The organism is Gemmata obscuriglobus (assembly GCF_008065095.1).
In the GTDB taxonomy this organism is placed as follows: Bacteria; Planctomycetota; Planctomycetia; order Gemmatales; family Gemmataceae; genus Gemmata; species Gemmata obscuriglobus.
In genome coordinates, this window is sequence record NZ_CP042911.1 from 8,695,291 (window position 1) to 8,709,557 (window position 14,267).

The 14,267-nt window shown below is 66.9% G+C and carries 8 protein-coding genes; 3 read left to right on the forward strand and 5 right to left on the reverse strand.

What is annotated here, in order from left to right; translation table 11 throughout:
• Positions 1-102 precede the first annotated feature (102 nt).
• From GobsT_RS36085 to GobsT_RS36100, 4 genes are all read right to left on the reverse strand, one after another.
• Positions 103-1,251: a hypothetical protein gene (locus GobsT_RS36085; RefSeq protein ID WP_010035652.1), complete on the reverse strand. Its 1,149-nt coding sequence runs from the start codon at positions 1,249-1,251 to the stop codon at positions 103-105.
• Between the two features lie 150 nt (positions 1,252-1,401).
• Positions 1,402-1,893: a hypothetical protein gene (locus GobsT_RS36090; RefSeq protein ID WP_010035649.1), complete on the reverse strand. Its 492-nt coding sequence runs from the start codon at positions 1,891-1,893 to the stop codon at positions 1,402-1,404.
• Between the two features lie 281 nt (positions 1,894-2,174).
• The gene (locus GobsT_RS36095; protein ID WP_010035646.1) at positions 2,175-3,419 is read right to left on the reverse strand and encodes a serine hydrolase domain-containing protein; all 1,245 of its coding nucleotides are present in this window, start codon (positions 3,417-3,419) and stop codon (positions 2,175-2,177) included.
• Positions 3,420-3,533: 114 nt separating this feature from the next.
• Entirely contained in the window at positions 3,534-4,940 is a 1,407-nt protein-coding gene (locus GobsT_RS36100) for a glycoside hydrolase family 140 protein (protein WP_010035642.1), read from the reverse strand.
• Positions 4,941-6,405: 1,465 nt separating this feature from the next.
• Between GobsT_RS36100 and GobsT_RS36105 the strand changes: the two genes are divergently transcribed.
• Together GobsT_RS36105 and GobsT_RS36110 are read left to right on the forward strand one after the other, a co-directional pair.
• Positions 6,406-8,421 carry a methyl-accepting chemotaxis protein gene (locus GobsT_RS36105; protein WP_010035636.1) on the forward strand — a complete coding sequence of 672 codons (2,016 nt, stop codon included), beginning with the start codon at positions 6,406-6,408 and terminating at the stop codon, positions 8,419-8,421.
• Positions 8,422-8,734: 313 nt separating this feature from the next.
• Entirely contained in the window at positions 8,735-9,106 is a 372-nt protein-coding gene (locus GobsT_RS36110; protein WP_148087994.1) for an STAS domain-containing protein, read from the forward strand.
• An 80-nt stretch (positions 9,107-9,186) separates the two neighbouring features.
• Here GobsT_RS36110 and GobsT_RS40310 read toward each other — a convergent pair whose 3' ends face one another.
• Positions 9,187-11,847 (reverse strand): methyl-accepting chemotaxis protein, encoded by a 2,661-nt coding sequence (locus GobsT_RS40310; protein WP_010035632.1) that lies wholly within the window; start codon positions 11,845-11,847, stop codon positions 9,187-9,189.
• 1,176 nt (positions 11,848-13,023) lie between these two features.
• Here GobsT_RS40310 and rho point away from each other — a divergent pair.
• Positions 13,024-14,193 (forward strand): transcription termination factor Rho, encoded by a 1,170-nt coding sequence (gene rho / locus GobsT_RS36120; protein WP_010035630.1) that lies wholly within the window; start codon positions 13,024-13,026, stop codon positions 14,191-14,193.
• The last annotated feature ends 74 nt before the right edge of the window (positions 14,194-14,267 follow it).

The following is a 14,267-nucleotide window of genomic DNA, read 5'->3' on the forward strand; positions in this document are numbered from 1 at the left end:
CAATACAGACCGGTCGCGCGGGCCCGTACCGTCCGCACAGGCGGCGCCATGCTAACGGGACGCCGAAAAGGGCCGAACTCGCTGTTCGGCGCCGCAGCGCCATCACCGCCCCGGCAGTACCGTGGCGAGCCACGGCCGCAAGTGCCGGTCCGCGAGCCGGCGGCTGAACTTCTCGGCACCGCCCGGAAGCATATGGTGCCCGTCCCAGAAGTCGCCGGTCTCCCATCCGTCGGACAGGTCGAACACGGGGACGCCGAGCTCACTGGTGAACACTCGAACGAACGCGGCAAGGGCCGCGCGGGACTCGGGCGTGTACAGTTCACGGAACAGCGGCGCTTCGGCGGTGAGGTACAGAGCGACCGGCACCCCGTCGGCCCGGCACGCCGCGACCACCTCCCGGTACGCCCGCTCCGCCATCGGGTGCAACGGCATCTCGCGGCACATCTGTCGGTACGCACCGACCGCCTTATCAGTCGCCCGCTGCCGGTCTGCGTCGGGAATCTCTTTCGCCGGGAACGCGTGGAACCCGGTTCCGCTCGGGAACCGAGCGCTCAGCGGCACCCAGTAGGGGTCCGGGAACAGGTCCGGTACGGCTTGGTGCTGAATACTTTGGAGGTGCGCGGCCGGTCCGAACGCCCGGGACTGAATCCAGCGCCGGACCGGCTCCGGGTCGTGCGTGTTCGGGGCCAGGGTCGCCAGCTCGGCAGCGGTCAGCCCCGCCCCGTTCTCTGCATAGACAGTGTGGGCGGCGTCCGGAACGCAGAGCAGCGCCGGGAAGATCTCGACGATGACGGCGTCCGGCTTAACCCCGTCGGCGCGGAGCCGGCGGTACCCGAGCGGGTGATGGACCGGAAGCGCGCCGGCCAGCCCGAAGTTGAACACCAGCGGGTCCCGCGGTCCCTCCGGAAGCCCCGTCGCGGCCGGGTTCAGTGCCATCTGTGTGCGCGAACTGCCCACGGCCAGCACCAGCGGCCGGTCGGGGTGTTCGGCCCGGAGCCGCTGAACGGATGCAAGCCTGTGCCCGTACTCGGGGAACCGGACGAGCGGCAGTCGCGCGTCGAGCGCGACCGCGAACGCCGCATTGGCGGCCACCAGAATCGCGGCGAACGACGCCAGCGTGAGCCGGGCCTTTGCACCCCGGGTGCGGTTCCGGCTCGGGCGCAGCCGCGGCGGCTCGGTTACTGCGATCGGGCGCAGGGTCGGGATCGCGGGCGTCAGTTGCGGGGGAACCAGGGACGAGCGCCCGAACATGGCTGTGCCGGTCCTTTCGCGTGGTCGCGGCGGACGGGCCGTGGCGGCGAACCGACCGACCCGGAGGTGTGATCCATACCGCGGCACGAAAGAACGGGTCAAGGCGGATCGCCCGAGCGGGCGAACGCGACAGCGGAAACAACATGCCGATCAGAAGAGCGGATCAGGGTAGTAGATGCCGACGAGCGGGTGCCCGGGCTTGGTCGCATCGAACTCCAGCGTCACGAGCGTCGAAGACGGGCTCGGGCGCCGGGGAAGGGAACGCTGGATCGGGCGCACGGTGGCGAGCGGCGTGAGGTCAGTTTCGTACTGGGTACGATACACCACCCGCCCATCGGCAACGGTAGCCGGGGAAATGTTACCCGAGGTGGGCGCACCGACCAACCCCTCCACTTCGGTCCGCGACATACCGGTCTTCAGCCTCGGTAGCGCCTGGGCTGTTCCTTCCGGCGTGATCACTGGAAAAACCGCCTCCTCGCTGATAGCGGTCGGAGCGAGCCGCGGGTGGAGCGTAATCTCAGGCGCGGCTTCCGGTTCGGCAGGGCTCAACGCGTCCCAGCAGATCCAGGCCGCGAACGTGATGCCGAGCGCAGTGAGTACCAGAAGTGGGTGACGGCGCAAGAACCGAGAAGGGCGGCGCATGGGAACCTCGGAGAGCGGGTACGCGGGCGACGCACCCAAACCAGAGACGATCGGTACCGAGCTGGCTAACACTCACCTGTTCGCCCGGACCGATTCGGCATTATCCTGCGGACCGCGATTTTACGCTCCGCTTGCCCTATACTTGCCCCGACGAGCGGTTTTGATTGAAAAAATTCGGCGCGATTGTGGGAGAAAAATCGCGCCGGCTCTTGCCCCGCTCGCCAGTTCAAAGTTCGGAAAACGTAACGACAATTCGCGGTGCTGTCCAGCCGTCATTGGACTCACATAAATTTCTCAAACAAATCGCCGTCCGGCCATTTCTGCACCTTGCCGGCCGCGCGGTGAACCGGGGCGTCGATCAACCCGGACGGGGCGTCGCCCTCCGGGGTCGAGTCGGTGTTGAACAGCACCGCCCAGCTTAAGCCGTCCCACCGCCGAACCAGGAGCGTGTTGGTGCCGGGGATCCACCCGTCGTGCCACGCGTTCAGCTTGCCGTCGCCGACGGGGCGCACGTTCCACCCGCAACCGTAGTACACCTCGCGCGGCTTCTTGTCGGGTCCGAACCCGGCGGCCCCGTCCGGCCGCGCCCACATGTCTCGGATGCTGGCGCCCGAAAGGAGCGGAGACGTTCGCGCCCCGTCGAACGCGGACGCGAACCGGACCAGATCGACGGCCGAAGCGACCCACCCCCCATGCGCCTCGAACGCCTCGACGTTCATCGCCCCGTCCGGCAGTGGCACCTGGCGTCCGGCGCGCGGCGGGTACAGACAGGCGCCTTTGCGCCCCTTCGCGTCGTGGTACGACACTTCGGCCTTTGAACGGTTCTCGGGCAGCCCCCGGGCCAGTGCCGGTGTGGTCGCCCCCAGCGGCCCGAACACGTGCTTTTTCACCCACGACTCGTACCGCTGCCCGGTCACGGCCTCAAGGACCCGGCTGAGAACCAAGTAACCCAAGTTCGAATACGCGAACCGCGCTCCGGGGCCGAAATCCAGCGGCTGTCCCATCATGTAACGAACGATGTCGTCGGGCGTTGGCGGGCCGTCGAGCTTCAGCGCGCGCCGGACGCGCCCCGGGACCGCGATGGGGTCGAACCCGCCCTCACGGTCCCGGTCCCAACCGCCGGTGTGCCGGAGGCACTGGCGGACGGTCACCTTCTGCCACCGCTCATCAAGTTCGACGCCGCTCGCGGGTGCCGGTTTCAGTTTGATGTACTTCAGTACCGCGTCGTCGAGCTTGAGCTTCCCCTGCTCGGCGAGCATCAGGACCGCAACCGCGGTGATCGGTTTGGACACGCTGGCGATGCGGAACCGCGCGTCCGGTGCAACGGGCACCTTTTGTTCGGCGTCGGCGAACCCGAACCCGCGGGCGTACACGAGTTTCCCGCCGCGCGCGACCGCGACCGCCGCGCCGGGCAACTTGTGACGGGCCAGGAACGACTGAAAGAGCTGGTCGAACGGCTCCAGGTTCGCGTTCTCGGCGCCGGTCGTGGGCACCGGCGGCGGTTCGGCGAAGGCTTGCAGCCCCATAGCACCAAGAGCCGCCGATGTCAGAAAAGTGCGTCGCGTGTGCGGCACGATGGGCTCCCGGGGTGAGCGCCCGCCAGCGGGCGAGCGCGTGATGGTCGGCGTTAAGCGGATCGGCTACCGCGGTGTAGCGCCCGGTTCCGGGAAGTTCTTCGACTCGTCGTCGAGTACGAGCACCCAGTCGAGCAACTCGCCGTCGGCGGGCGGGGTGAACGTCCGGGTGCCGGTGTTCGGGAAGGTGCCGACCGCGGTCGCCTTGCCGTCCCGCGGGTTGAACCACCACGCCTTCACCTTCGGCCCGGTCACCTTGCCCATCGCAACGGTAAATGGGCGGCCGATCGGGACGTACACCATCGCGAACGTCCCCTTTTCATCGCGGGTGGCAGCGAACCGCCGCGTGCCGGCGCCGGGCACGGAAGTGCCGACCTCGTCGGCCACGATCACCGAATCGTCGGGGACGCGGGTGAGGTACGGGCGCGACTCGATGAGCCGGCGGCCGTGCTGCATCTGCTTGCCGCCGGGCTGTTCGATCGCCTCTTCCCAGGTGACGAGCGGGCTGTTCACCGGCTTACGGCCCTTCGCGTAAAACTGCCAGACCGAGTGGTGCCCGTAAGTATGACCGCACGCCCCGGAAAACACATCCCAGTAGAAGGGCCGCCGCACGTCGGCCGCGGTGGAGTGGCCGAACTCCTTCGCCTTGAACGACACCGGGTGCCCTTCGTAGATCGGCTCGCCGTCGAGGACCGGTTTGGCAGGGCGCAGGTTGTAATCGGCGAGCGTCTTGTCGTAGCGCCCGGTGAACTCGGCCTGGTGACCGTTCTGCCGCATGTTGAAGTCGAGCCAGTCGTCGTTGTGGAAGGGCGTTGACGACCCGCTCCCGCCGGTCGGGTGGAAGGTGATGAGGTGCGCGCCGCCGTCGCCCGCCCGGAGCCCCTTGGCCATCGCGCGGGTGATCCGCTTGTGCGCGTCCGTTTCGACCGGCCGGTCGCCGCCGAGGACCCAGATGATCGGCCTGTCCTTGTACCGCTTCCCGAGCCACGCGCCGTAGGCTTCGGCATTCTCCGGCGTGAAGACCTCCGGCCCTTGTCCCCACTTCTTGTTCCACTTGTCGCCCCAAGTCGGCAGCAGGGCGGTGTAAATGCCGTGCTCCGCGGCCCGGTTCACCACCCAGTCCACGTGCTCGAAATACTTCTCGTTCGGCTTGGCGGGGCTGTTGTCGATCAGCGGCTTGTGGCCGTAGACGTTAGGTTCGTTAAGCCCGTCGAACTCGGCGAGCGCGACGGCCTGAACGACGTTGTACCCTTGCGCGGCGCGGGTCTTGAGGTACTTGCCGGCCTGCTCGCGGTCGAGCCGGTGGAACAGTTCCCAGGCCGTGTCAGCGAGGTAGAAGAACGGCTTCCCTTCGGCGGTGACGAGAAACCGCTTGTTGTCGCTCACCTTGAGCTTCGGGAGCGAACGGGGTTCGTCGGCATGAACCGCGGTTGTAACCACAAGCGCGAGAACACAGGCGGAGAGAGCACGCATCGAACCGCCCCGGAGAGGAGTAACGGATGCCACGCCCGTGAGCGTGGCGCGGAAGGCGACCGCTACCTGAGCGTCAGTCCCAGGTGTGGCGAGGCGCGCCGTCGGTAAATCAGGACTTACCATACCCGATTTTGGCTGTTTCGGACTTCCGGAAGTTTGAGCGGCCCGCGCACGCACGTCGCACGGCGACCGACTTCACGCACCACAGCGACACAGCACACGCCGATAACCGCTCGTAAATAACGTCCTGGTAACGCCTTATCGATACGATATCCTGTTGCGACGGGACCGATTCTCGCGTCTGCCGGGCCGCGGGTCGGTCCACGCCGACACGATTTTGGTGGTAGCAACCGCCCAGCGAACAGGTAGTTTGCCGGTAGTCGGACGGTAGCCAATGTCCAGTCGGCCCCCCATCGCCCGCAGCCATCCCGTTCTGTCGATGCGCCCGGCGGAATTACGGCCCGAACGTCACACCACCTTCCCGATCGGAGTGGAGCCGTCCGATGGCGGACCGGGTACGGAGGGCTGATCCCACTGTTGAAACTCCAGCCTCCCATCGGTGGGCGTCTACTGTTACAGATGGCAAGCCGGCCCCCACCAGCCGCCGGAACCCAAACACGCACCGCGTCACATCTCTCGGCCGCGCCGATCGGCCGGCACACACCACCCGTCCATGCTGACGGTGCCGCTTCAGAAGCCGTAATCTCGGCTCGTCGCGGCACGGACCTGGGTGGCGATCGCTTTCACAACGCCGTCGGTGCCGACCTGTTGCGGAGCCGCGTTGGGCCGAAAGAGGTCGGGACGGAACCCCTGTCTCGGCGCGCAAGCTGTCATCTCGTCGCGGGGCGCGACACGCCTGGCGGAGGAAGGAGTGGATCGTGAGGCGATACGCCGGCACCGGTAACGGCTCGACGAGTTACTCGGCGCGTCGCAGGTGCATGGCGGCGAGGGCAGGAACCGGGATGACCGAGCCGGGCCGCGGCTCGCGTCACCTGAACCGGTGCTTTCACTCAAGCAAGCAAGATAGAGTGCGCCAGCACTAGACCGCCAGTTTGCCAGGTATTAACCATGACCGAATTGGCACAATCGCAATTATTAAATCCCGCGCCTGTGTAAGTGCCTGGCGACTTGGGGTAACTACTAGGTTTACTTCACACCCATTTCCCATTTGATATCGCATGCCGCAGCATCTACACGCCTTCAAGCTCACGTAAAAGCGCAACGCCCCGTCAATTGCAATCAATATCACATTATTCTATTTCTTAAATTGATATATTTTCCGAATTAGTCAAATTTATTCAGTCAACAACGATCAACCTATCTGAGACGGGCTTGTATACGCGCTATCGTACTTGTGCGTGTTAGCTCAGAATTCGGTTAGGCGGTCGGCCCTGCGCCGTGCCGGTCCCGGGCGCTCCACGCGGCCGCCGGGCGGCCCGCGACCGCACAGAAGGAGACACGACTCGTGATTGATTCCATCCTTGCGGCGCTGTCGAAGTTGCGGCTGGGGCCGCGCCTGGTGGGCGGGTTCTTGATCATCGCCGGGGCGTGCGCGTTCCTCGCGTACCAGTCGATGGACGCGCTCAACGGGCTCCGCGAGTGCCAGGTCAACGCCAACACCAACCTGTTCCCCTCGGCCCTGGCCCTGGGCAAAATGGGCACCAACATCGTGGCGATCCAGCGCACCGAGCGCACCGCGGTCATCTTCGGCAAGCGCGGCGACGAGGCGACCCTGGGCACGGCCAAGGCGGCGTGCGAGCAGGGGCGGCGGGAGGCCGACGACGGGGCCAAGGCGTACGCGTCCATGCCGATGACGGACAAGGAGGCGGTCCTGTGGAAGGCCTTCGAGGCCAAGTTCGCCGAGTGGAAGCGGCTCAGCGACGAGATCTGGGCGCTGATCGACCGCCGCGAGTTCAATAAGGCCGAGGAGGCGCTGGACCGCGAGACCCCGGTCATGCGCGATATGAACGCCGCGCTGATGGCGGTGCTGGACGGGCAGCAGGCGATCAGCAAGGAGGAGAACGCCAAGGCCAACGAGGTGTTCGATCACGGCCGGCGGACCCTATGGACGGTGAGCATCGGGGCGGTACTGGCCGCGGTCGGGCTCGGGCTGCTGCTGACCGCGTCGGTCGTGCGCCCGCTGACCGCGACCGTGTCCGTGCTCGAGGGCGTGACGAAGGGGGACCTGAGCCGCAAGGTGGAGGTGAAGTCGGAGGACGAGGTGGGGCAATTGGGGGCCGCGCTGAACGTGGCGATCGACGGCCTGGCCGCGGCCAAAGAGGCCGAGCGGGCCACCGTCGCGCGGGACAAGGAGCGGGCCGAGCGGGAGGCCGCCGCCGAGCGCGAGCGGATGGAGCGGGAGGCCGCCGCCGAGCGCGAGCGGCAGGACCGCGCCGCCGCCGCGGCCGCGGAACTGCGGCGCAAGGCCAGCACCATCCAGGGCACCATTCAGGCGCTAGCCGCCGGCGACTTCACCGCCACCGTGCCGGACCTGGGCGACGACGACATGGGCCAGATGGGCCGCTCCCTGAACGAGGCGGTGCTCAGCGTGCGGACGGCCCTGGAGGGGGTACGAGAGGTGTCCGAACAACTGGCCGACGCGAGCGGCCAACTGTCCAGCGCCAGCGAGGAGATCTCGTCCGGCGCCCAGGAGCAGGCCAGCAGTTTGGAAGAGACGGCCAGCGCCCTTCAGGAGATCACGGCCACGGTCAAGCAGAGCGCGGACAACGCCCAGCAGGCCCGGCAACTGGCCGGGGGCTCGCGCGAGGTGGCCGAGAAGGGCGGTCAGGTGGTGAGCGGCGCGGTTGGCGCCATGGGCGAGATCAACGAGTCGAGCAAGAAGATCGCGGAGATCATCACGACCATCGACGAGATCGCGTTCCAGACCAACCTGCTGGCCCTGAACGCGGCGGTGGAGGCGGCCCGGGCGGGCGAACAGGGGCGCGGGTTCGCGGTGGTCGCCACCGAGGTCCGCAACCTGGCCCAGCGAAGTGCCACCGCGGCCAAGGAGATCAAGGCCCTGATCCAGGACAGCGTGAAGAAGGTGGATGCGGGCACCGAGCTGGTGAACAAGTCCGGGACGACCCTGGCCGAGATCGTCACCAGCGTGAAGCGGGTGACCGACATCGTCACCGAGATGGCCGCCGCCAGCAAGGAGCAGTCCGCCGGCATCGAGCAGGTGAACACGGCGGTCAGCCAGATGGACACCGTGACCCAGCGGAACGCCTCCCAGACTGAAGAAATGAGCGCCACCGCACAGACCCTGACCGAGCAGGCGGCCCAGCTCCGCGACCTCGTCGCACGGTTTAAACTCGGGCACGCCCGGCCCGCACTGATGACCCGGCAGGCGAAGGCACCGGCGGCCCCGCGGCCCCGCCCCGCGGTCACCAAAGCCCTCGCGCAGCGCAAACACAACGGCAACGGTCACGCCGGCAGTCACGAGCTGGAAGCGCTCGGCGGTGAAGGGTTCAGCGAGTTCTAATACATGTGCCTGCAACGGGTGTCGCTTGTGTTGACGAGCCGCGACCGCCGGGGAGCGGGGTACGTGGCACCGCTCCCCGGCGGTCGCGGCTCGTCAACACAAGCGACACTACCCCGGGCACTTGGACAAGGAGCGAGCCGTGGCTGCGCGGCTCGTTCCCAAACGTTACACACATCCCCGGCCGCTTGCCGAGCGGCGCTGGTGGTGCATGGGAACGCAACGGCCGACGGGGCCTGGAGCGCTTCCGATTCCTGCTTCGGCAGCGCCCGCCGCGATTAATCGACTACGCACCGGTAACAGGAGTGAACCAGTTATGCCCGGACCAGTGACCCAGTTGTTCGTGCTCCGCGGTCAGGTGGACGAACCCGAGTTGCTCCAAGTCGTGCGCGACGCGTGTGCCGCGCTTCAGGCTAACCATTCCTGTAAGCTCACGCTGGACTGTGCCGGAGTCACGTCGTTCACCGGCAAGGCGCTGCTGCTGCTCGGGTGGTTTTGTAACCAGACCCGTTCCGCGGGCCTGTCCCTGCGGCTGCTCGACCTTTCCGAGGACATAATCCGAACCGTTCCGGACCGGTTGGTCGAAGCGATGATCCCGGCCGATTTACGGCCCCAGGTCATGGAAGCCATGACCCTTGGAGCGGTCAGGAAGGGCTCGCACCGGGCCTGTTCGTTCTCCAACAACTGAACGCCGTGGCGGTGCCACGTACCCCGCTCCCTGGCGGTCGCGGCTCGTCAAGGACGCAGCAATATTACCGGATACGTGTATCAAAAGTCGGTGAACCCTCCGCCAGCGCCAGAAGCATCGAGTTGGTGGGCCGGCCGGCGCCCGCCCCCGTTCCCGTTCCCCGCCGACCGGAACTGGTGGGCTGCTTTCTTGGCAGACTTGGGTGCGGGCGGCACCGCTGCGCGTGCCGGCCCGGAATCGTTGAGTTTGAAGCGGGCCGCCAGATCACGGAGCTGGGTTGCCTGCTCGGTGAGGGCCTGGGCGGTGGCAGACAGTTCCTCGGTCTGCGCGGCCTTGCGCTGGGTGGAGGTGTCCATCTGCAACACCGCGTTGTTCACCTGCTCGATGCCGGCGGACTGCTCCTTGCTGGCGGCGGCGATCTCGGTGACGATGTCGGTCACCCGCTTCACGCTGGTGACGATCTCGGCCAGGGCCGTCCCGGACTTGTTCACCAGCTCGGTGCCCGCATCCACCTTCTTCACGCTGTCCTGGATCAGGGCCTTGATCTCCTTGGCCGCGGTGGCACTTCGCTGGGCCAGGTTGCGGACCTCGGCCGCGACCACCGCGAACCCGCGCCCCTGCTCCCCGGCCCGGGCCGCCTCGACCGCCGCGTTCAGCGCCAGCAGGTTGGTCTGGAACGCGATCTCGTCGATGGTCGTGATGATCTCCGCGATCTTCTTGCTCGACGCGTTGATCTCGCCCATGGCATCCACCGCGCCGCTCACCACCTGACCGCCCTTCTCGGCCACCTCCTTGGACCCGCTGGCGAGTTGCCGGGCCTGCTGCACGTTCTCCGCGCTCCGCCGGATGGTGGTCGTAATTTCTTGTAGCGTGCCGGCCGTTTCTTCGAGACTGCTGGCCTGCTCCTGCGCGCCCGACGAGATCTCGGTGCTGGCGCTGGACAACTGTACGGACGCGTCGGCGAGTTGCGCGGACACCTCCTGCACCCCCTCCAGCGCGGCCCGCACGCTGGCCACGGCTTCGTTCAGGGACCGCGCCATCTGGCCCACGGCGTCGGTGCCCAGGTCCGGAATCGCCACGGTAAAATCACCGCCCGCCAGAGCGTGCGCGGCGGCCACGATCATATCCACCTTGTTCTGGAGCGCGACGGCGTCGGCCTTGGCGCGCTCCTCGATCAGCTTCTGGGCGGTGATGTCGGTCGCGAACTTCACCACCTTATACGGGGTGTTGGTACCGGGGGTAAGGATCGGGTTGTACGACGCCCGGAGCCACACCTCCGTGCCGTCCTTGCGGAGCCGCTTGAAGTCGCTGGAGACGAACTCGCCGCGGTTCAGCTTGGCCCAAAACGCCCGGTATTCGGGACCCGCCGCCTGGTCGTGGTCGACGAACATCCGGTGGTGCCGCCCGCGGATCTCGTCCAACCGGTACCCCATCGTGGCCAAGAAGTTCTCGTTGGCCGTCACGATCGTCCCGTCGAGTTTCAACTCGATCACCGCCTGGACCCTGCTCACCGAGACCAGTTGGCTGATGAGGTCCGCGTTCTGCTCCTGCTGCTGGCCCAGCGCCTCCCAGTCCACGTGGTCCTGCTTGATGGCGGTGCGGATGCCGGTTACGGTGGTGTTGAACGCCGCCGCCATCTGCCCGACCTCGTCGCCCCCGGTCACTTCGGCCCGCGGGGTCAGGTCGCCCTTCGCCACCTCGCTGAACGCGGTCATGAGCCTCCGGAGCGGCCGCGCGATGGAGCCCCCCAGCCAGAGGGCGGCCCCGAAAAGGAGCCCGCCGCCGAGGGCCGCGACGAGCAGCATTTGCCGCCGGGTGGCGATGGACGCGGCCAGCAACTCGTCCTGGTCCTGTCGGACCAGGACCCCCCAGCCGAACCCTTTGTAGTTGCCGAACCCCTTCGACGCGGCGTACGCGTTGACCTGGATCACCTTCCGCCGCTTGTGCCGCTCCACAACGAACCCGCTCTTGCCCTCGGCGACGCGCGCCGCGGCGATCAGCCCGGCGTCGCGCAGGTTGAACGAGAGAACCGCCTTGGGGTCGTAATCGCTCAGCAACACCCCGGAGCGGGAGAGCAGTTGACCCTCCGTGCCCTCGTCGGCGATCGTCTTGAAGATCGGTTCCACGGTGCGCGCCCAGGAGACGCGGTTGGACCACACGCGCACCACCTTCCCCTTCTCGTCCCGCACGGGTGCGGCGAAGTTGAGCGCCAGGCCGCGTGAGCGGTACACTTCGGCCACCCACTTGTCCTCGTACAGGTCCCGCGCGAAGCACTCGCCCTGGGGCACCCGCTCCTGGACGCACGCCTGAAACCAGTCCTCGTCCCTCACGCTGCGGCCGAGCAGGGCGGCCGTTTCGACCGGCTGGCCCTGGCCGTCGACTGTGTTAACGGCGATCACATTGCCGTCGCGGTCGGCCACCACCATCAGGTCGTACGATTTGAACGCGCGCATGTAGTAATCGGCGGCGGCGGTCGTCTGCTGGGGGGTGCCGCGTGCCATCGGGCTGAAGGCAAACGATTGCACGTCCGTGCACCGTTCCGCGCAGTCGCGCTCGAGCATCTCCATCGTGATCGTCGCCCGCAGCCCCAACAACCTCCCGCACCGGGCCTGTTGCTCCTCGCGGGCGCTCGCGTCCGCGACGTAAATCACCGCCGCCATCGGGAGCAGGCCGAGCGTCACGAAGGCGGCCGACAGTTTCCACTTCAGGCTCACGTTTCGGAACCGGTGCGCGAGCGTCATATTGGTGGCTCAAATTCAAGTAGCAGGAGTCGAGACGAGCCGCTTGGTTCCCGCTCCGAGCGGCCCGGCCGAGTCGTCAGTTTTCCAATCCACTATTCGGGATCACCACTAAACGAATAAACTCACGTCCCGTCGACCGATCCGTGCGGGTGGCCGGCGAACCGCCCGGCGTCCCCCCGCACAAAAGCCCCTGCGCTTTGACAGATCAAAACGCGTTCGGAACGTCAGGTGGCGTCGGGGTGGGGCTGCAATGGGCCCTGTTCGCCCCTGCTTGCGAATGGGGCGCAACCATGAAGGCCGGAAAAACCGGCGGAACTCACGTGGAGACAAGTGCCACCGCCGACGCACCAGTGAGCGGCAATGGCACACCTTCCGAATCCATAGGTCACACTGCGCGAACATTCAATTAATACACATCGCGTCAGTAAAACCCTGACAGCTGCGGCACCGTCGCTGGCTCGATCCGATAGAATATCGCACGCATTTAAAATTGATTATCCATCGGCCGCGCATTTACCAATCACCTGAGCCACCAACCTCCGCATGGAAAGGCGTTGCCACGGCACCACTGTTACCAAGTCCAGTAGTTCCAGGTTCCAAGTGGAGTCATGAGCGACACGAATCGCCGCCGCTTTTGACCAACTGGGTTCCGACTTGGAACTTGGAACCTGGAACTTGAAACGACTGAAATTGGCATGATTACCGACTCCCAGGCCAGGAACGCCAGGGGGTGGCCCGAAAAGGTTGCCCCGATGTGGCCGTGGGGTACATGAGATTGGGGTGCCGAACTACTTGCTGCAAGCGTTACGGGACCACTCGCCGCGGGCCGGCGATGAGGTCGCGGCGCCGTGCAACACTCCCGGCCCCAAGTTGAGCCGGCGCACGGCATCTCCGTGCCGTCCCGCATACGTCCCGCTGAGCGGCCGGCAAAGGCATCAAACAGGCCAGCCCCGGCACCACCGGGTGTACCGGACCTCCCCTTCCGAAACCGCCGGGCGAAACTCGCGGCAACTTCTCTCTCGCGTAACCCGCCGGGAGTGGATAGAATCCTACTCGACTTGCCAGCGATGACGCTCAAAACCCGTCCCGCGTCAGGCGACCGCCGTTCCCCTGTTCTTGCTCCGCCGCGACCGCCGCTCGGTCGCCGCGACTACTGGTACGAGAGTAGAGTCCCAGATGTCCGACCCCCGCAGCAGCGCGCAAGGCGTGCTGGAGATGCACCAACGAGGGCACGGGTTCCTCCGCAACCCGGCCCGGAACTACGCGCCGACCCCCACCGACCCTTACGTCCCGGGCCAGCTCATCAGCAGACTCAACCTGGCCGAGGGGGTGCAGCTCGGCGGGTCGCTCGAGCCGCCGCGCCGCGGGCAGGGGCCGCGCCTCGCGGCGGTGACCGAGGTCGAGGGCGCCGACCCCAAGACGTTCCGGCGCCGCGTGTGGGACGAACTCACCCCGGTCGACCCCACCCGGTGGCTGCGGCTCGAGACCGGCCCCGAGCCGCTCACCACCCGCGTCATGGACCTGTTCACGCCCATCGGGCTGGGCCAGCGGGGCCTGATCGTCGCCCCGCCGCGGAGCGGCAAAACCGTCCTGCTCACGCACATCGCGCAGGCGGTCCTCACGAACCACCCGAACGTCCACCTCATGATCCTGCTGGTGGACGAGCGGCCCGAAGAGGTCACCGACATCAAGCGGAACATCATCCGCAAGCCGCCCGCGGAGGCCGTCCCGGGGGCGCCGCTAGCGGCCGCGCCGGTCGAGGTGATCGCGTCCAGTTCGGACCGCGACACCGCGAACCACACCCGGCTCGCGGAGCTGGTCGTCGAACGGGGGCGGCGGCTCACCGAGCAGGGGCGCGACGTGGTGGTGCTGCTCGACAGCCTGACCCGGCTGGCCCGGGCGTACAACAAGACCTCCGGGAGCGGCCGCACGATGTCCGGCGGGGTCGATTCGAAGGCGCTGGACGTGCCGAAGCGGCTGTTCGGCGCCGCCCGCGCGTTCGAGGAGGGCGGGTCGCTGACCATCCTGGGGACCGCGCTGATCGAGACCGGCTCGCGGATGGACGACGTGATTTTTCAGGAGTTCAAGGGCACCGGGAACATGGAACTCGTGCTCAACCGCGCGCTCGCCGAGCGGCGGGTGTACCCCGCCATCGACCTCGGCGCCTCGGGCACGCGCAAGGAGGAGCGGTTGCTCCCGCCCGAGGCGCTGGAGCAGATCACCCTCCTGCGCCGCAGCATGTTGCAGATGCGCCCGGTCGAGGCGATGGAGGGGCTCGTTAACAAACTGACGAAGACGAAATCGAATACCGAGTTCCTCGTCAACCTCAGCAAGCTCGGGCGCTAAAGGTTGCACCCGCCTGCTGACGCAGGCGGGTGCATGCCCTGCCGGGCCGTTACTCTTTTACCGGATTCGGTTTT

What these genes read in the sequence shown, in the direction of transcription:
- GobsT_RS36085 (WP_010035652.1), bottom strand. Translation starts at nt 1,251, where the DNA reads ATGTTCGGGCGCTCGTCCCTGGTTCCCCCGCAACTGACGCCCGCGATC.
- GobsT_RS36090 (WP_010035649.1), bottom strand. Translation starts at nt 1,893, where the DNA reads ATGCGCCGCCCTTCTCGGTTCTTGCGCCGTCACCCACTTCTGGTACTC.
- GobsT_RS36095 (WP_010035646.1), bottom strand. Translation starts at nt 3,419, where the DNA reads ATGGGGCTGCAAGCCTTCGCCGAACCGCCGCCGGTGCCCACGACCGGC.
- GobsT_RS36100 (WP_010035642.1), bottom strand. Translation starts at nt 4,940, where the DNA reads ATGCGTGCTCTCTCCGCCTGTGTTCTCGCGCTTGTGGTTACAACCGCG.
- GobsT_RS36110 (WP_148087994.1), top strand. Translation starts at nt 8,735, where the DNA reads ATGCCCGGACCAGTGACCCAGTTGTTCGTGCTCCGCGGTCAGGTGGAC.
- GobsT_RS40310 (WP_010035632.1), bottom strand. Translation starts at nt 11,847, where the DNA reads ATGACGCTCGCGCACCGGTTCCGAAACGTGAGCCTGAAGTGGAAACTG.
- rho (WP_010035630.1), top strand. Translation starts at nt 13,024, where the DNA reads ATGTCCGACCCCCGCAGCAGCGCGCAAGGCGTGCTGGAGATGCACCAA.